Origin of the sequence: Micrococcus sp. KT16, assembly GCF_003315015.1 — a bacterium.
Classification (GTDB): Bacteria; Actinomycetota; Actinomycetes; order Actinomycetales; family Micrococcaceae; genus Micrococcus; species Micrococcus luteus.
In genome coordinates this window covers 47,140-63,979 of record NZ_QNRG01000002.1, presented here as the reverse complement: position 1 = coordinate 63,979, position 16,840 = coordinate 47,140, and the positions used below count along the sequence as shown (strand labels likewise).

Below are 16,840 nucleotides of genomic sequence, written 5' to 3'. Positions count from 1 at the left end.
GTCAGGCCAGCTTCAGTGCGGCGTCCGTGACGGTGCGGACCTCGTCCAGCAGCGCCGGGTCGTCGTTGAGCGTGTGGCCCAGGGACGGGATGAGCTCCTTGAGCGTGCCGTCCCAGCCGGCCATCTTCGCGGGGAAGCAGCGCTCGAGCAGCTTCACCATGATGGGGGCCGCGGTGGAGGCGCCCGGCGAGGCGCCGAGCAGGCCGCCGAGCGAGCCGTCCGCGTGCGTGACGACCTCGGTGCCGAACTGCAGGACGCCGCCGAAGCGGCCCTTGCGCTTCATCACCTGCACGCGCTGGCCCGCGGTGATCAGCTCCCACTCGCCGCCGTCGGCCTCCGGGTAGAACTCGTGCAGCGCGTCGATCTTCTTGTCCCGGGACTTCAGCACCTCGGTCACGAGGTACTTGGTCAGGTCCATGTTGTCCTTGGCCACGTCCAGCATCGTGCTGAGGTTGTGCGGGCGCACGGACAGCGGCAGGTCCAGGTAGGAGCCGGTCTTGAGGAAGTTCGTGGAGAACCCGGCGTAGGGGCCGAACAGCAGGGAGCGCTTGCCGTTGACGAAGCGGGTGTCCAGGTGGGGCACGGACATCGGCGGGGCGCCGACGGCGGCCTGGCCGTACACCTTGGCCATGTGCTGGTTGACCACGGACTCGTCCGTGCAGCGCAGGAACTGGCCGGAGACCGGGAAGCCGCCGAAGCCCTTGGCCTCGGGGATGCCGGACTTCTGCAGCAGGGGCAGGGCGCCGCCGCCGGCACCGACGAAGACGAAGCGGGCGCGGTCCACGAGCTCGGAGCCGGCGGCCTTGTTCTTGACCTTGACCTCCCAGCGGCCGTCCGTGCCGCGGGTGAGGCCGGTGACCTTGTGACCGAAGCGCACCTCGGCGCCGGCGCCGGCCATGGCCGTGATGAGCTGGCGGGTGAGGGAGCCGAAGTCGACGTCGGTGCCGCCGGTGTTGCGGGACGCCGCCAGGCGCTGGCCCGGCTCACGGCCCTCGATCAGCAGCGGGGCCCAGGCACGGATCTGCTCCGGGTCCTCGCTGTGCTCCATGCCGGCGAACAGCGGCTGGGCGGACATGGCCTCATAGCGGGTGCGGAGGTAGTCCGCGTGGTCGTCACCCCACACGAAGGACATGTGCGGCAGCGGGTTGATGAAGGACTTGGGGTCCTTGAGCGTGCCGTCCGCCACCAGGGAGGACCAGAACTGGCGGGTGGTCCAGAACTGCTCGTTGATGCCCAGCGCCTTGGTGACGTCCACCCGTCCGTTCTTGTCCATGGGCGAGTAGTTCAGCTCGCACAGGGCGGCGTGGCCGGTGCCCGCGTTGTTCCACGGGTCGGAGGACTCCAGGCCGGCCTGATCGAGGCTCTCGTACAGGGCGATGGACCAGGTGGGCTCGAGCTTCTGCAGCAGCACGCCCAGGGTGGCGCTCATGATGCCGCCGCCGATCAGGACGACGTCGTGGGTGGCGGTGGACGAGGTGGTGGGCACGGTCAACTCCTGAAGCAGAACGACGGCGGGTGGGCGCAGTGCGACCAGGCCGAGCAGTGGCGGTCGGGCCGGGCGCCGTGATCTCCCACTGTACTACCGGTGCGTTCAGCCTTCGGTCAGCCTGACGCGCGAGAAGGGCTCGTCCAGCTGCGGCGACGTCGGGTAGGAGGCCACGCGCGGGCCGGTGGCCAGGGCCGAGATCGGATAGACCAGCGGCAGCGCCGGCAGGTCGAGGGCCATGGCCCGGACGACGCGGCGGAACAGGGCGCGGCGTGTGTCGTCGTCGGTCTCGGCCGCCGCCGCGTCCACGTCCTCGACGACGCGCGGGTTGCGGTAGCCGGTCTCGGCGCGGCCCGAGCGCGCGAAGGGCTCGAGGAACGCGTGCGGGTCTCGGTAGTCGCCGGTGCGGCCCATCAGGTGCAGGGCTCGGGTGGGTCGGGAGACGACGGCGTGCAGGTAGTCCTGGTCCTCCGGCACGGGCACGGGCACGATGTGCATCCCCACCGCGCCGAGGTCGCGGGCGACCATCGCGTAGACCCGCTCAGGCTCGGGCAGGGAGGGACGGGCCGTGCCAGCCGGGTAGAGGAACTCCAACGGCTCCCCGTCGTATCCCGCCAGGCCGAGGAACTCGCGGGCCCGGCCCGGGTTGACGTCGTAGCGCCGAGCCTCCTCGTCGCCGACGCCGAGGGACGGGGGGACGAGGTCGTGGGCCAGGCGGGTGCCCTCGAGGAAGACGTCGCTGCCGGCGATGCGCGGGCGGTCCACCGCGTACGCGATCGCCTGGCGCAGGTACTGCGCGTGCACGAGCGGATGGTCCAGGTTCATGCCCACGTAGAGCACGCCCAGGGGGTCCCGGGGCAGCACCTGGGTGCCGGCCTCGACGAGGGGGCGCAGCTGGCCGGGGGCGACGACGTCGATCACGTCCGCCGTGCCGCGCCGCAGCTCCCGCAGGCGCACGGAGGCCCGACCCCACGCCTGCACGGCCACCGGATGCGCCGCCGGATCGGAGCCGCGGTGGCGGGCGCTGGGGACCAGGAACGTTGCGCCCGAGGCACCCGGGTGGGCGCGCGTGAGCTCGGCGGTCTCCGCGGCGTCGGCCCAGCGGTAGGGGCCGGTGCCGGCGGGGGTGGTGACCTCGGAGCCGTCCACGTCGACCGTGCGGTCCCACGAGGCCGGCGAGGAGATCGCGAAGGCCGGCGAGGCCAGCGCGGCCGCGAGGTGACGGCGCGGGGAGTGCAGGCGCAGCCGCACCTCGAGCTCTCCGTGCGCCTCGACGCCGGCGAAGGCGGAGTCCGCGTCCCCGGCGTATCCGCCGAAGGCCGAGACGAACGAGGAGGGCGGGGAGACGGTCCCGTCCACGGGCGCAGGTGCGGCGGCCCACCGCTCGATGTTCGCGACCACGGCGGCGGCATCGCACGGCTCGCCGTCGTCGAACACCACCCCGGAGACCAGGTGGAACGTGTGGAGGCGGCCGCCGTCGGACTCCTCGTGCCGCTCGGCGAGGCGGGGCGTGGGGGCGCCGGTGTCCGCGTCCACGCCGAGCAGCGTCTCGAAGACCTGGCGGATCAGACGGAAGGACTCGACGTCCAGCGCGCGGGCCGGGTCCCGCGTCAGCGCCCGCGCCGGGGCGCCGACCACGAGCAGCCGGCCCGGGCCCGAGGAGCTCGGGGCGGCCGAGGACGGCGCCGCGGGCGACGTCGTGCAGCCGGCCACGCCCAGGCCGAGCAGGCCCAGGCCCCCGCCGAGGAAGGCGCGGCGAGTGGGCTGCATGGCGGCCTCCTCTGGCAGGTGACGTCGGGGTCGGGCGGGCCCGGGGAGTGCGGGCGGGGGGACTCGAACCCCCACGTCCAGGACACTGGAACCTAAATCCAGCGCGTCTACCAGTTCCGCCACGCCCGCGCACACCCCGCGCGGGCGGGGCGAGGCCCGATCCTACCGTGCGGCGCCCGGGCGCGGCGGGCGCGGATCAGGCCTCGTCGAGGCCGAGGGTGCGGCGCAGTCGGGCCACGTGGCCGGTCGCCTTCACGTTGTACTGCGCGTGGGTGACCTTCCCGTCCGGGCCGACGACGATCGTGGAGCGGATCAGACCCTCGAAGGTCCGCCCGTAGTTCTTCTTCTCACCCCAGGCGCCGTAGGCCTCGGCCACCGCGTGGTCCTCGTCCGAGAGCAGGGGGAACGTCAGGCCCTCCTGCTCGGCGAACCGGATGATCTTGCCGATCGGGTCGGGGGAGATCCCCAGGACGACGTAGCCGGCCGCGGTCAGGGAGGCGAGGCTGTCCCGGAAGTCGCAGGCCTGCGTGGTGCAGCCGGGCGTGGACGCGGCCGGGTAGAAGTAGACGATCGTGTGCTTGCCCGCGCTGTCGCGCAGCGAGACGGGCCGGCCCTCCTGGTCCTGGAGGGTGAACGCGGGTGCCGTGTCGCCGGGCTGGAGGCGGTGCTGGGTCGTGTCGGTCATGGGCCCCAGCCTACGGTGGGCCCGGGCGGGGAGCGGGGACGACGCAGGCCCCGTCTCCGTGGAGACGGGGCCTTCGCTTCGGTGGGTGCACCCCCCGGGACTCGAACCCGGAACCTGCTGATTAAGAGTCAGATGCTCTACCGGTTGAGCTAGAGGTGCAGGTGCCGCACCGCCTCTCGGATCTCTCCGGTGCGCCGTGCAACGAGGTGAAACCCTACCAGGGGTTTCAGACGCCGTGCAAATCGGGGGGCGTGACGTCCGTCGTGTCCGGCTCCGGGGCCGCGTAGAGGCGGTCCAGCTCGTCCATGAAGGCGGTCATGAAGGCGTGGAAGTCGGTGGCGTCCTCGGCCTGGTCGAGCTCCGCGGTGCCGTCCTCCGTGAGGTCGCCCACCGGCACCCGCGTGTGCTCCGGGACGTCGAACCACGTCCGGAAGCCCGTGACGGTCTCCACCTGATAGCCGCTGCCCGTGTCCGCCACGGTGGCCACGTTGGCCAGCCCCACCTCGACGACGTCGGCGCGGTCCGCGGAGGCCTCGGTCACCGGGCCGTGCGGATCGTCCTCGGCCACGCCCGGCGCGCGGCGGTCGTGGTCGTCCGGGGTGGAGGTGGGGTCGAACGGGCACAGCAGCATCTCGAGCGGCTGGTGGCGGTAGCCGATCACGAGGGGGGAGGAGGAGCCCGAGGGCTGGCCGTAGACGACGTTGTAGTCGCCGTGGTTGAACACGCGCGCATCGAAGACGCGGCGCAGCCGTCTGTGCAGGGTGGGCGTGTCCATGGCCCCAACGTACGCGGACCCGTCCGCACGTGTCATGCCGCGGCACCCGTCACACGGGGACGTCGCGTCGGCCCGGTGGCGCCGTGCTCACTAGACTCCGCGGCATGGACTCCGCCGCGTCGACTCCCAGCACCCCGTCCGCCGCTCCCGACATCAAGCCGCGCTCGCGCGACGTCACCGACGGGATGGAGCGCACCGCCGCCCGCGGCATGCTCCGCGCGGTCGGCATGGGGGACGAGGACTTCGGCAAGCCGCAGATCGGCATCGCGTCGTCCTGGAACGAGATCACCCCCTGCAACCTCTCCCTGGACCGCCTCGCCCAGGCCTCGAAGGACGGCGTCCACGCCGCCGGTGGATATCCGCTGGAGTTCGGCACGGTCTCCGTCTCGGACGGCATCTCCATGGGCCACGAGGGCATGCACTTCTCCCTCGTCTCCCGCGAGGTGATCGCGGACTCGGTGGAGACCGTGATGATGGCCGAGCGCCTGGACGGCTCCGTCCTGCTCGCCGGCTGCGACAAGTCGCTGCCGGGCATGCTCATGGCCGCCGCCCGCCTGGACCTGGCGTCCGTGTTCGTCTACGCAGGCTCGATCATGCCGGGCGTGGCCCGCCTGACCGACGGCACCGAGAGGCAGGTGACCATCATCGACGCCTTCGAGGCGGTCGGCGCCTGCGCCCGCGGTCTCATGTCCGAGGAGGACCTGCTCCGCATCGAGAAGTCCATCGCCCCGGGTGAGGGCGCCTGCGGCGGCATGTACACCGCCAACACCATGGCCTCCATCGGTGAGGCCCTCGGCATGTCCCTGCCCGGTTCCGCCGCCGCCCCCTCCGCGGACCGCCGCCGCGACGCCTTCGCGCGCCGCTCCGGCGAGGCCGTGGTGAACATGCTCCGCCAGGGCATCACGGCCCGGGACATCATGACCAAGCCCGCGTTCGAGAACGCGATCGCCGTGACCATGGCGTTCGGCGGCTCCACCAACGCCGTGCTGCACCTGCTCGCCATCGCCCGGGAGGCGGGCGTGGACCTGCAGCTGTCCGACTTCAACCGCATCGCCGACCGCACCCCGCACATCGCCGACCTCAAGCCGTTCGGTCAGTACGTCATGACGGACGTGGACCGCATCGGCGGCGTCCCGGTGGTCATGAAGGCCCTGCTGGACGAGGGCCTGCTGCACGGGGACACCCTCACCGTCACCGGCAAGACCCTCGCCGAGAACCTGGCCGCGCTCGATCCGGACCCGGTGGACGGCAAGGTCATCCGGACCATGGACGACGCGATGCACCCCAACGGCGGCATCGCGATCCTCCACGGCTCGCTGGCCCCGGAGGGCGCTGTCGTGAAGTCCGCCGGCTTCGATGCGGACGTCTTCGAGGGCACCGCGCGCGTCTTCGACCGGGAGCGCGCCGCCATGGACGCCCTCGAGGACGGGACCATCGCCGCCGGCGACGTGGTGGTCATCCGCTATGAGGGGCCGAAGGGCGGCCCGGGCATGCGCGAGATGCTCGCGATCACCGGCGCGATCAAGGGGGCGGGTCTGGGCAAGGACGTCCTGCTGATCACCGACGGGCGCTTCTCCGGCGGCACCACCGGCCTGTGCATCGGCCACATCGCCCCCGAGGCCGCCGAGGGAGGGCCGATCGGGCTGGTGCAGGACGGCGACCGCATCCGCGTGGACATCGCCGGACGCACCATGGACCTGCTCGTGGACGAGGCCGAGCTCGCCGCCCGCCGCGAGTCCTGGGAGCCGGTGGAGCCGAAGTTCACCACGGGCGTGCTGGGTAAGTACGCCAAGCTGGTGCACTCCGCCGCCGAGGGCGCCTACCTGGGCTGAGGCCCGGTCGGCCCGCACGCCGAGACGAGCAGAGGATGAGCATGCACGCGATCGACGCCCGGGCCGGGGGACCCGCGCCGCGTCCCGGGCGGGAGGCGCGCTGATGGAGGTCGTCATCCTGCCCGACGCCGCCGCCCTGGGCCGGCACGGCGCGGACGCGGTGGCCGCCCACGTGGCGGCCCGTCCCGAGGCCGTCCTGGGGCTGGCCACCGGCTCCTCGCCCCTGCCCGTCTACGACGAGCTCGCCCGCCGGGTCCGGGACGGGGAGCTGTCCCTGCGCTCCTGCCGCGCGTTCCTGTTGGACGAGTACGTCGGCCTGCCCGCGGGACACCCCGAGTCCTACCGCACCGTGATCGAGCGGGAGTTCGTCGCGCGCACGGACATCGCCCCGGAGGCCGTGCACGGTCCGGACGGCGGGGCGGCGGACGTCCCGGGCGCCTGCGCCGCCTACGAGGAGGCGCTGCGCGAGGCCGGCGGCGTGGACGTGCAGCTGCTCGGCGTGGGCACGGACGGGCACATCGCGTTCAACGAGCCCGGCTCCTCCCTCGCCTCCCGCACGCGCATCAAGGTGCTCGCCGAGCAGACCCGGCGGGACAACGCCCGCTTCTTCGACGGCGACCTCGACCAGGTCCCGACCCACTGCCTCACCCAGGGCGTGGGCACGATCCTCGACGCCCGACACCTGGTCCTGCTGGCCCGGGGCGAGGGCAAGGCCGAGGCGGTGCGGCAGCTCGTGGAGGGCCCCGTGAGCGCCCGCTGGCCGGTCACCGCCCTGCAGCTGCACCCGCACGTGACCGTCCTCGTGGACGACGCCGCCGCCGGGCGGCTCGAGCTCGCGGGGGACTACCGCCACATGTGGGAGGCCAAGCCGCGCTGGCAGGGCCTCTGAGCGTCACCCGTCCGCCGATCCACCCACCCCAGGAGGCCGCCGTGCCCGACCCGCACCCCGCCCCGCCGCGCGTCGAGCCGGCGACCCCGCCGGCCGACGTGCCGCCGTCGGTGCTGCGAGCGGACCGCGTCCACGACGGCGAGCGCCTCGGCGGCCCCGGCTGGATCGCCCTGGCGGAGGGCCGGGTCACGGCGGTCGGGGCCGGGGACCCGCCGCGCACCCACGGCCCCGTCCACGAGCTCGGCGACGCCCTGCTCGCGCCCGGCTGCGTGGACGTGCACTGCCACGGCGGCGGCGGGCACGCCGTCGAGTCCGGTCCGGACGCGGCCCGCGCGGCGGCCGCGGCGCACGCCCGCGCCGGCACGACCACGGTGGTGGCCTCCCTCGTCACGGACGAGGTCGACGCGCTCGTCGCGCAGCTGACGGCCCTGGCGCCCCTGCGCGCGGAGGGCGTCCTGGCCGGCGTGCACCTCGAGGGCCCTTGGCTCTCGCCCCTGCACCGCGGCGCGCACCGGGCCGCGTCCCTGCGGGCTCCGGAGCCCGAGGACGTCGCGCGCCTCGTCGAGGCCGGCGCGGGCAGCCTCGCGATGGTGACGCTGGCCCCCGAGCTGCCGGGCGCCCTCGACGCGGTGGGCCGGCTGGCGGAGGCGGGCGTCCTCGTCGCGATCGGCCACACCGACGCGTCCTACGAGGTCACGCGCGCGGCGATCGAGGCGGGTGCGCGGATGGCCACCCACCTGCACAACGCGTGCCGGCCCGCCCACCACCGCGAGCCCGGGCCCGCCGTCGCCCTGCTGGAGGACCCCCGCGTGGGGATCGAGACCATCGTGGACGGCGTCCACCTGCATCCGGCCACGGTGCGGCGGGTCGCCCGGGAGGCGGGGGAGCGGTGGATCCTCGTCTCGGACGCGATGGCCGCCGCCGGCTGCGGCGACGGCGACTTCTCCCTCGGACCCCTGCGGGCCCGGGTCCACGACGGCGTCGCGCGGGTGGTCGGCGCGGATGGCGCAGCCGGGGCCATCGCCGGGTCCACGGCCACGGTCGCCGGCTCGGTGCGCTCCGCCGTCGCCGCCGGGGTCGACCTCGACGCCGCGCTGCGGGCGGCGACGGCCGCGCCCGCGGACGCCCTGGGGCTTCCCGACGTCGGCCGGCTCCGAGCCGGGAGCCGAGCGGACGCCGTCGTCTTCGGCCCGGAGCTCGAGGTGCGCGGGGTGCTCCGTCACGGAGCGTGGGTGGAGGCGGCCGCCCCCGCGGCGGCTGACTAGGGTGGGCTCAGGCCCGGGATCCGATCCCGACCGCCCGGTCGTCTCACGATGTGACGCTTTATCTCACATTGCGAGACAGGCGGGTGGTCGATGGCGGGCGGGGCGCACGGCTGTCGATACTGAGACCACCCCCGAAGGACCCGGCGGCCCGTGTCCCCACCTCAGACTCCGCCACGCCGGCCCGATCCGTCATCGACGCGGCCACGGTCCCCGACGCCCGACGGATCCGAACGACGACCGTCCGACGCCCCCGCGACGGACACGCAGCGACGAACGCAGTGAGGTGACCCCATGAGCACGACCCCCCGCGACGCCCGCGCGGCGGTCCCGCAGGTCCCGACGCCGGCCTCCCGCCCGACGGAGACGGCCCGGGTCCAGGAGCGCCGTCCGGCCCCTCGGCCCGAGATCGTCGAGCCGCGGGTGCCCGGCGAGGGCTCCCGCGTCGAGCCGACCCGGATGACCGGTTCCGAGGGCATCATCCGCTCCCTGGAGGAGCTGGGGGTCACGGACGTGTTCGGGCTGCCCGGCGGCGCCATCCTGCCGACCTACGACCCGCTCATGGACTCCGATCGGATCCGCCACATCCTGGTGCGCCACGAGCAGGGTGCCGGTCACGCGGCGCAGGGCTACCACCTGGCCACCGGCAAGGTCGGCGTGGCCATCGCCACCTCCGGTCCCGGCGCCACCAACCTGGTGACCGCCATCGCGGACGCCCACATGGACTCCCAGGCGGTCGTGTTCATCACCGGCCAGGTCTCCTCCGCCGCGATCGGCACGGACGCCTTCCAGGAGGCGGACATCGTGGGCATCACGATGCCCATCACCAAGCACTCCCGGCTCGTGACCCGGCCCGAGGACGTCCCCCAGGCCCTCGCCGAGGCGTTCCACATCGCCGCCACGGGCCGGCCCGGGCCCGTGCTCGTGGACGTCACCAAGGACGCCCAGCAGGGCGAGTTCGAGTTCGCGTGGCCGCCCCGGATCGACCTGCCCGGCTACCGCCCCGTCCTGCGCGGCCACCCCCGGCAGATCCGCGAGGCCGCCCGGCTGGTCCGCGAGGCCCGGCGCCCCGTGCTGTACGTGGGCGGCGGCGTGGCCCGCGGCGAGGCCCATGAGGAGCTGCGCGCCCTCGCCGAGCTCACGGGCGCCCCGGTGGTCACCACCCTCACCGCCCGCGGCGTCTTCCCCGACTCGCACCCCCAGCACCTGGGCATGCCGGGCATGCACGGCGGCGTCCCCGCCGTGGCCGCGCTCCAGCAGGCCGACCTGCTGATCACGCTCGGCGCCCGCTTCGACGACCGCGTGACCGGTCACCTGCCCTCGTTCGCCCCCGGCGCCCGCGTGATCCACGCGGACATCGACCCGGCCGAGATCTCCAAGAACCGCACCGCGGACGTGCCGATCGTCGGCCACGTCAAGGAGATCATCCCGGACCTGGTGGCCGAGCTCGCGACGGACACCGAGGCGCTGCCCGACCTCGCCGACTGGTGGGCGGTGCTGCGGCGCCTGCAGGAGACCTACCCGATGGGCTGGACCGAGACCGAGGACGGCCTCCTCGCGCCCCAGGAGGTGATCTCGCGTCTGTCGGCCCTGTCCGGCACCGAGGCCACCTACGTGGCCGGCGTCGGCCAGCACCAGATGTGGGCCAGCCAGTTCGTCGCCTACGAGCGCCCGCGCCAGTGGCTCAACTCGGCCGGCCTCGGGACGATGGGCTTCGCCGTCCCCGCCGCGATGGGGGCGCAGGTGGGCGAGCCCGACCGCGTGGTCTGGGCCATCGACGGCGACGGCTGCTTCCAGATGACCAACCAGGAGCTCGCCACGTGCGTGATCAACCGCATCCCCATCAAGATCGCGGTGATCAACAACTCCTCGCTGGGCATGGTGCGTCAGTGGCAGACCCTCTTCTACGACGGGCGCTACTCGAACACGGACCTGAACACGGGCCACGACACCGCCCGGGTGCCGGACTTCGTCAAGCTCGCCGACGCCTACGGCGCCGCGGGCCTGCGCTGCGACCGTCGGGAGGACCTGGACGACACCATCCGCCAGGCCCTGGCCATCGACGACCGCCCCGTGATCGTGGACTTCGTGGTCTCCCGCGACGCCATGGTCTGGCCGATGGTCCCCGCGGGGGTCAGCAACGACGCGATCCAGGTGGCCCGGGGCATGACGCCCGACTGGGACCAGGAAGACTGAGGAGGGCAACCGATGGAACGCCACACCCTGTCCGTGCTCGTCGAGGACGTGCCCGGCACCCTGACCCGCGTGGCCGGCCTCTTCGCCCGGCGCGCATTCAACATCCACTCGCTGGCCGTGGGCGTCACGGAGGTCGAGGGCCTGTCCCGGATCACCGTGGTCGTCGACGCCGACACGGACCTGCTCGAGCAGGTCACCAAGCAGCTGAACAAGCTGATCAACGTGATCAAGGTCGTCGAGCTCACGCCCGACTCCTCCGTTCAGCGCGACCACCTGCTCGTGAAGGTGCGCGCCGATGCCGCCACCCGCGGTCAGGTCGTCCAGGCGGCCGACCTGTTCCGCGCCCACGTCGTCGACGTGGCCCCGGAGTCCCTGACCCTCGAGGCCACCGGCACCCGTGACAAGCTCGAGGCCTTCCTCGAGATGATGGAGCCCTACGGCGTGCGTGAGCTCGTCCGCTCGGGCACCCTCGCCCTCGCCCGGGGGCCGCGGTCCATGACCGACCGCGCCCTGGCCCGCTGACCCGTCCCGATCCACCCATCCCGTGAGGAGAACAGCATGACCGTGAAGAAGTTCTACGACGACGACGCCGACCTGTCGATCATCCAGGGCCGCACCGTGGCCGTCATCGGCTACGGCTCCCAGGGCCACGCCCACGCCCTGTCGCTGCGCGACTCCGGCGTGGACGTGCGCATCGGCCTCGCCGAGGGCTCCAAGTCCCGCGCCAAGGCCGAGGCCGAGGGCCTGCGCGTCGTCGACGTCGCCACCGCCGCCGCCGAGGCCGACCTGATCATGATCCTCACCCCGGACCAGGTCCAGGCCGACGTGTACGACCAGCACATCGCCGGCAACCTGCAGGAGGGCGACGCCCTCTTCTTCGCGCACGGCTTCAACGTGCGCTTCGGCTACATCCAGGCCCCCGAGGGCGTCGACGTCGCCCTGGTCGCCCCCAAGGGCCCGGGCCACGTGGTGCGCCGCGAGTTCGAGGCCGGCCGCGGCGTGCCCGCGCTGATCGCCGTCGAGAAGGACGCCTCCGGCCAGGCCCACGCCCTCGCCCTGTCCTACGCCAAGGCCGTGGGCGGCACCCGCGCCGGCGTCATCGAGACGACCTTCACCGAGGAGACCGAGACCGACCTGTTCGGCGAGCAGGCCGTGCTCTGCGGCGGCGCCTCCCAGCTCGTGCAGTACGGCTTCGAGACCCTCACCGAGGCCGGCTACCAGCCCGAGATCGCCTACTTCGAGGTGCTGCACGAGCTGAAGCTCATCGTCGACCTCATGGTCGAGGGCGGCATCGCCAAGCAGCGCTGGTCCATCTCCGACACCGCGGAGTACGGCGACTACGTCTCCGGCCCCCGCGTCATCACCCCCGACGTGAAGGAGAACATGAAGGCGGTCCTCGCCGACATCCAGTCCGGCGCCTTCGCGAAGCGCTTCATGGACGACCAGAAGGCCGGTGCGCCCGAGTTCAAGGAGCTCCGCGCCCGGGGCGAGGCCCACCCGATCGAGAAGACCGGCCGCGAGCTGCGCCAGATGTTCTCCTGGCTCAAGGACGCGGACGACGACTACACCGAGGGCACGGCGGCCCGCTGAGCCGCCTGAGCCCCCGACGCCGGCCCCGGGCATCGCGCTTCGGGGCCGGCGTCGCATTCCGGCCACGGTCCGGTCACGCGTCTAGGCTCGGACCGGAGCGCGGGCCGGCCCGCCTCCCATCCCACCGCACCACACCTCCAGGAGCACCCGTGAGCGCAGCCCAGCCCGTCGTCCTGATCGCCGAGGAACTCTCACCCGCCACCGTCGAGGCCCTCGGCCCCGACTTCGAGATCCGCCGCACGGACGGCGCCGACCGCGCCCGCCTCCTCGAGGACCTGCGCGACGTCGACGCGGTGCTGATCCGCTCGGCCACCCGGATGGACGCCGAGGCGATCGCCGCCGCGCCGCAGCTGAAGGTCATCGCGCGCGCCGGCGTCGGGCTGGACAACGTGGACGTGCCCGCCGCCACCGAGGCCGGCGTCATGGTCGTCAACGCGCCGACGTCGAACATCATCTCCGCCGCCGAGCTCACCTGCGGCCACATCCTGGCCGCCGCCCGCAACATCGCGGCCGCCCACGGCTCGCTGAAGGCGGGGGAGTGGAAGCGTTCGAAGTACACGGGCGTCGAGCTCTACGGCAAGCGGCTGGGCGTGATCGGCCTGGGCCGCATCGGCGCGCTCGTGGCCGAGCGCATGAAGGCGTTCGGCATGGAGATCCTCGCCTACGACCCCTACGTGACCACCGCCCGCGCGCAGCAGCTCGGCGCGAGCCTCGTCGAGCTGGACGAGCTGCTCGAGCGCGCCGACGTGGTGACGATCCACATGCCCAAGACCCCCGAGACGGTCGGCATGATCGGCGATGAGCAGTTCGCCCGCATGAAGGACACCGCGATCATCGTGAACGTGGCCCGCGGCGGCCTCGTGGACGAGGACGCCCTCGCCCGCGCGCTCGAGGCCGGGACCATCGGGGGCGCCGGCATCGACGTCTTCAGCTCCGAGCCGGCCACGGACCTGGCGTTCTTCGCGCACGACTCCGCCGTCGTCACCCCCCACCTGGGCGCCTCGACCGCCGAGGCCCAGGAGAAGGCGGGCGTCGCCGTCGCCGGCTCCGTGCGCCTGGCCCTCTCCGGCGAGCTCGTGCCGGACGCCGTGAACGTGGCCGGCGGCGCGATCCACGAGGACGTGCGCCCCGGTCTGCCGCTGGCCGAGAAGCTGGGCCGCGTGCTCACCGCGCTGGTGGGCGAGCAGTCCATCACGGCCGTCGAGGTGGAGATCGCCGGTGAGATCGCCGAGCACGACGTCTCCGCGATGCGCCTGGCCGCCCTGAAGGGCGTGTTCACGGACATCGTCTCGGACCAGGTCTCCTACGTGAACGCCCCCGTGCTGGCCGAGCAGCGCGGCGTCGAGTGCCGCCTCACCACCACCGCGGTGTCCGAGTCCTACCGCAACACCGTCACGGTGCGCGCCGCGACCGCGCAGGGCACCCAGACCGCCGTCACCGGAACGCTCACCGGCCCGCGCCAGGTGCAGAAGCTCGTCGGTGTGGACCGGCACGAGCTCGAGGTGCCGCTGGCCGACCACCTGCTCGTGTTCGCCTACCAGGACCGCCCGGGCGTGATCGGCGTCCTGGGCCAGGCCCTCGGGGTGCAGGGCGTGAACATCGCCGGCATGGACGTCTCGCGCGACGACGAGGGCGCCGCCCTGGCCGTGCTGACCCTGGACGGGGCGCTGTCCGGAGACACCGCGGCCACGCTGGCCGCGGCCATCGGCGCCGCCCGTGCGGCCGAGGTGGACCTCTCCGCCTGACCCGTCGACGCCCGGGCGGGCATCGCGGGGCCGGCGCGCGTCGCCCTGTGTTGAGATGGTGTCCATGTCGCGTCCACCCGAGCCCCGCCCCGCACCCGCCCCGACCGCGCGCGCCGCAGCGGCCCGCCCCGCCACGCCTCCGGGTGTGCAGGGCCGCTGGGCCCGGCGCGCGGCGGGCGGGCTGATCGGCGTCAGTGTCCTGCTCGCCGCCTGGTCGTTCGCCCTCCCCTTCGTGTTCGGGCTGGGCCCGCGGCAGGTGCCGTGGTGGCGCGAGGTCTTCGACGTGAACCACGAGGCCAACCTCACGGCGTGGTGGAGCTCGGGCCTGCTCCTGCTGGGGGCCGCGGGCTTCACCACGGTGGGTCTCGTGCGCCGCGCGCTGGGGCGGACCGGCGGCGGAGCCTGCTCGCGTGGCTGACCCCCGCGGCCCTGCTGGCGGCCATGAGCCTGGACGAATCGACGCAGCTCCACGAGCAGGCCGGCCGGCTGTGGGAGGCCCTGCCGTTCGCGGGGGAGAACCCGCTGCCCGCGTTCCAGTGGCTGATCCTCGGCGCGCCGGCCGCGATCGTCGTCCTCGGGCTGCTCGCGCTGTGCACCGTCGCCCTGCCCCGCCGGACCCGAGCGCTGACGGTGGCGGGCGGCGCGGTGTTCTTCGTCGGCGCGATCGTCCTCGAGGCGGTGCCGCTCGTCTTCGGGATCGGGCGCAGCACCCTGGCCTACCACGTGGCGACGCACGCGGAGGAGCTGACCGAGATGATCGGGGCGTCCGTGCTCGTGGTGGCCCCGTGGGCCCACCTCCACCTGCGGCCTGCGCCGGGCCATCTGCAGGTGACCGCCGACGGCGTCCCGGACGCCGACGCGGACGACGTCGTCCTCGGCGCGGGCCCCAGGCCCGCCGCTAGACTCGACGACTGTGACTGACGCCCGCGCCCCGTACTACCTGACCACGGCCATCTCCTACCCGAACGGCGAGCCGCACATCGGCCACGCCTACGAGTACATCGCCTCGGACGCGATGGCCCGCTTCCAGCGGCTCGACGGGCGGGACGTGCGCTTCCTGACCGGCACGGACGAGCACGGCCAGAAGATGGAGCAGACGGCGCAGCAGCAGGGCGTGAGCGCCCTCGAGCTGGCCACGCGCAACGCCGCCGTCTTCAAGGAGATGGACGACGACGTCCTGGACATCTCCTACGACCGCTTCATCCGCACCACGGACACGGACCACGCCGAGGCCGTCCGCGAGATCTGGCGGCGGATGGAGGCCAACGGGGACATCTACCTCGGCTCCTACGCCGGCTGGTACTCCGTGCGGGACGAACGCTACTTCGGCGAGGACGAGACCGAGGTGGGTCAGGACGGGGTGCGCCGCGCCGTCGAGACCGGCACCGAGGTGACGTGGACGGAGGAGGAGTCCTATTTCTTCCGCCTGTCCAAGTACCAGCAGCCGCTGCTGGACCACTACCGCGAGCACCCGGACTTCGCCGCCCCCCGGTACCGCTTCAACGAGGTCATCCGCTTCGTGGAGGCCGGGCTCGAGGACCTGTCCATCTCCCGGACCTCCTTCCAGTGGGGCATCGACCTGCCGGCGCCCGCGGACCCCGACGCCGCCGACGCCGACCGGCGCGCCGACCACGTCACCTACGTCTGGGTCGACGCGTTGACGAACTACCTCACCGGCGCGGGCTGGCCGGCGGAGGACCCGGAGGCGTTCGCGCGCTACTGGCCGGCGGACCTGCACGTGATCGGCAAGGACATCTCCCGGTTCCACTGCATCTTCTGGCCCGCGTTCCTCATGTCGGCCGGCCTCGAGCTGCCGCGCCGCGTCATGATCCATGGCTTCCTGAACAACAACGGGGCCAAGATGTCCAAGTCCCTGGGCAACGTGGTGCACCCGCGGGAATGGGTGGCCCGGTACGGCCTGGACGCCATTCGCTTCTTCCTGCTGCGCGAGTTCCCGTTCGGCGCGGACGGCTCCTACAGCCACGAGGCCGTGGTGAGCCGCAAGAACGCGGACCTGGCCAACAACCTCGGCAACCTCGCCCAGCGCTCGCTGTCCATGGTGGCCAAGAACTGCGGCGCCGCCGTGCCCGAGCCGGGCGAGTTCACCGAGGCGGACCGCGCCGTCCTGGCCCAGGTCGACGCCCTGCTGGAGCGCTCCCGGTCCGCGTACGCGGTGCAGGACTTCCACGACGCGCTCGAGGAGACCTGGCGCGTGCTCGGTGAGATCAACGCCTACTTCGCGGACCAGGCCCCGTGGGTGCTGCGCAAGACGGACGAGCCGCGCATGCGCACGGTGCTGTACGTGACGTTGCAGGCCGTGCGCCGGGTGGCCCTGCTCGCGCAGCCGGTGATGCCCGGCTCGGCCTCGCGGCTGCTGGACCTGCTCGGCGTCCCCGCCGAGGGCGACGCCGGCCGCACCGGCGCGTCCGGCACCGGCCCGCGGTCCTTCGCCGCGTTCCACGAGGACCTGGTCCCCGGCACCCCGCTGCCCGCCCCGCAGCCGGTCTTCCCGCGGCACGAGGAGCCCGCCGAGGACTGAGTCCGTCCGGAGGGTGAGACCGGGTGTCACACGATGTGGTCCTCACGCGTGCCGCGCGTAGCCTGAGGGCC

At 73.4% G+C, this 16,840-nt stretch carries 14 protein-coding genes and 2 tRNA genes; 10 read left to right on the top strand and 6 right to left on the bottom strand.

Annotation, left to right across the window (positions count from 1 at the left end):
* Window position 1: 1 nt before the first annotated feature.
* From DE149_RS02405 to DE149_RS02380, 6 genes are all read right to left on the bottom strand, one after another.
* Entirely contained in the window at window positions 2–1,492 is a 1,491-nt protein-coding gene (locus tag DE149_RS02405; protein WP_205805183.1) for a malate:quinone oxidoreductase, read from the bottom strand.
* A gap of 99 nt (window positions 1,493–1,591) precedes the next feature.
* Window positions 1,592–3,256 (bottom strand): ABC transporter substrate-binding protein, encoded by a 1,665-nt coding sequence (locus DE149_RS02400; RefSeq protein ID WP_036312976.1) that lies wholly within the window; start codon window positions 3,254–3,256, stop codon window positions 1,592–1,594.
* Window positions 3,257–3,304: 48 nt separating this feature from the next.
* Window positions 3,305–3,385 (bottom strand) — tRNA-Leu (locus DE149_RS02395).
* 67 nt (window positions 3,386–3,452) lie between these two features.
* Window positions 3,453–3,941: a thioredoxin-dependent thiol peroxidase gene (gene bcp, locus DE149_RS02390; protein ID WP_010078986.1), complete on the bottom strand. Its 489-nt coding sequence runs from the start codon at window positions 3,939–3,941 to the stop codon at window positions 3,453–3,455.
* An 86-nt stretch (window positions 3,942–4,027) separates the two neighbouring features.
* Window positions 4,028–4,100: transfer RNA gene (locus DE149_RS02385), tRNA-Lys, on the bottom strand.
* 67 nt (window positions 4,101–4,167) lie between these two features.
* Window positions 4,168–4,716: a hypothetical protein gene (locus DE149_RS02380; RefSeq protein ID WP_065573672.1), complete on the bottom strand. Its 549-nt coding sequence runs from the start codon at window positions 4,714–4,716 to the stop codon at window positions 4,168–4,170.
* A gap of 104 nt (window positions 4,717–4,820) precedes the next feature.
* On the opposite strand from DE149_RS02380, the gene ilvD reads away from it, so the two are divergent.
* From ilvD to metG, 10 genes are all read left to right on the top strand, one after another.
* On the top strand, window positions 4,821–6,548 hold the full coding sequence (gene ilvD / locus DE149_RS02375; RefSeq protein ID WP_049145205.1) for a dihydroxy-acid dehydratase: 1,728 nt from the start codon (window positions 4,821–4,823) through the stop codon (window positions 6,546–6,548).
* A gap of 103 nt (window positions 6,549–6,651) precedes the next feature.
* Window positions 6,652–7,437: a glucosamine-6-phosphate deaminase gene (nagB, locus tag DE149_RS02370; protein WP_036312968.1), complete on the top strand. Its 786-nt coding sequence runs from the start codon at window positions 6,652–6,654 to the stop codon at window positions 7,435–7,437.
* Between the two features lie 110 nt (window positions 7,438–7,547).
* On the top strand, window positions 7,548–8,702 hold the full coding sequence (locus DE149_RS02365; RefSeq protein ID WP_036313124.1) for an N-acetylglucosamine-6-phosphate deacetylase: 1,155 nt from the start codon (window positions 7,548–7,550) through the stop codon (window positions 8,700–8,702).
* Window positions 8,703–8,993: 291 nt separating this feature from the next.
* Entirely contained in the window at window positions 8,994–10,895 is a 1,902-nt protein-coding gene (locus DE149_RS02360) for an acetolactate synthase large subunit (RefSeq protein ID WP_113913893.1), read from the top strand.
* 12 nt (window positions 10,896–10,907) lie between these two features.
* A complete protein-coding gene (ilvN, locus tag DE149_RS02355; RefSeq protein WP_002854209.1) occupies window positions 10,908–11,417 on the top strand; it encodes an acetolactate synthase small subunit in 510 nt (169 codons plus the stop codon).
* A 36-nt stretch (window positions 11,418–11,453) separates the two neighbouring features.
* Window positions 11,454–12,485: a ketol-acid reductoisomerase gene (gene ilvC, locus DE149_RS02350; protein ID WP_065573668.1), complete on the top strand. Its 1,032-nt coding sequence runs from the start codon at window positions 11,454–11,456 to the stop codon at window positions 12,483–12,485.
* Window positions 12,486–12,634: 149 nt separating this feature from the next.
* Window positions 12,635–14,230, top strand: coding sequence for a phosphoglycerate dehydrogenase (gene serA, locus DE149_RS02345; RefSeq protein ID WP_113913892.1), 1,596 nt, complete (start codon window positions 12,635–12,637; stop codon window positions 14,228–14,230).
* A 64-nt stretch (window positions 14,231–14,294) separates the two neighbouring features.
* Window positions 14,295–14,648 carry a hypothetical protein gene (locus DE149_RS11760; RefSeq protein WP_223247527.1) on the top strand — a complete coding sequence of 118 codons (354 nt, stop codon included), beginning with the start codon at window positions 14,295–14,297 and terminating at the stop codon, window positions 14,646–14,648.
* A gap of 23 nt (window positions 14,649–14,671) precedes the next feature.
* Entirely contained in the window at window positions 14,672–15,151 is a 480-nt protein-coding gene (locus DE149_RS11755; protein ID WP_223247528.1) for a hypothetical protein, read from the top strand.
* Complete coding sequence (metG, locus tag DE149_RS02335; protein ID WP_063190343.1) at window positions 15,144–16,769, top strand: methionine--tRNA ligase; 1,626 nt, start codon at window positions 15,144–15,146, stop codon at window positions 16,767–16,769. Before DE149_RS11755 ends, metG begins: the two co-directional genes overlap by 8 nt.
* The last annotated feature ends 71 nt before the right edge of the window (window positions 16,770–16,840 follow it).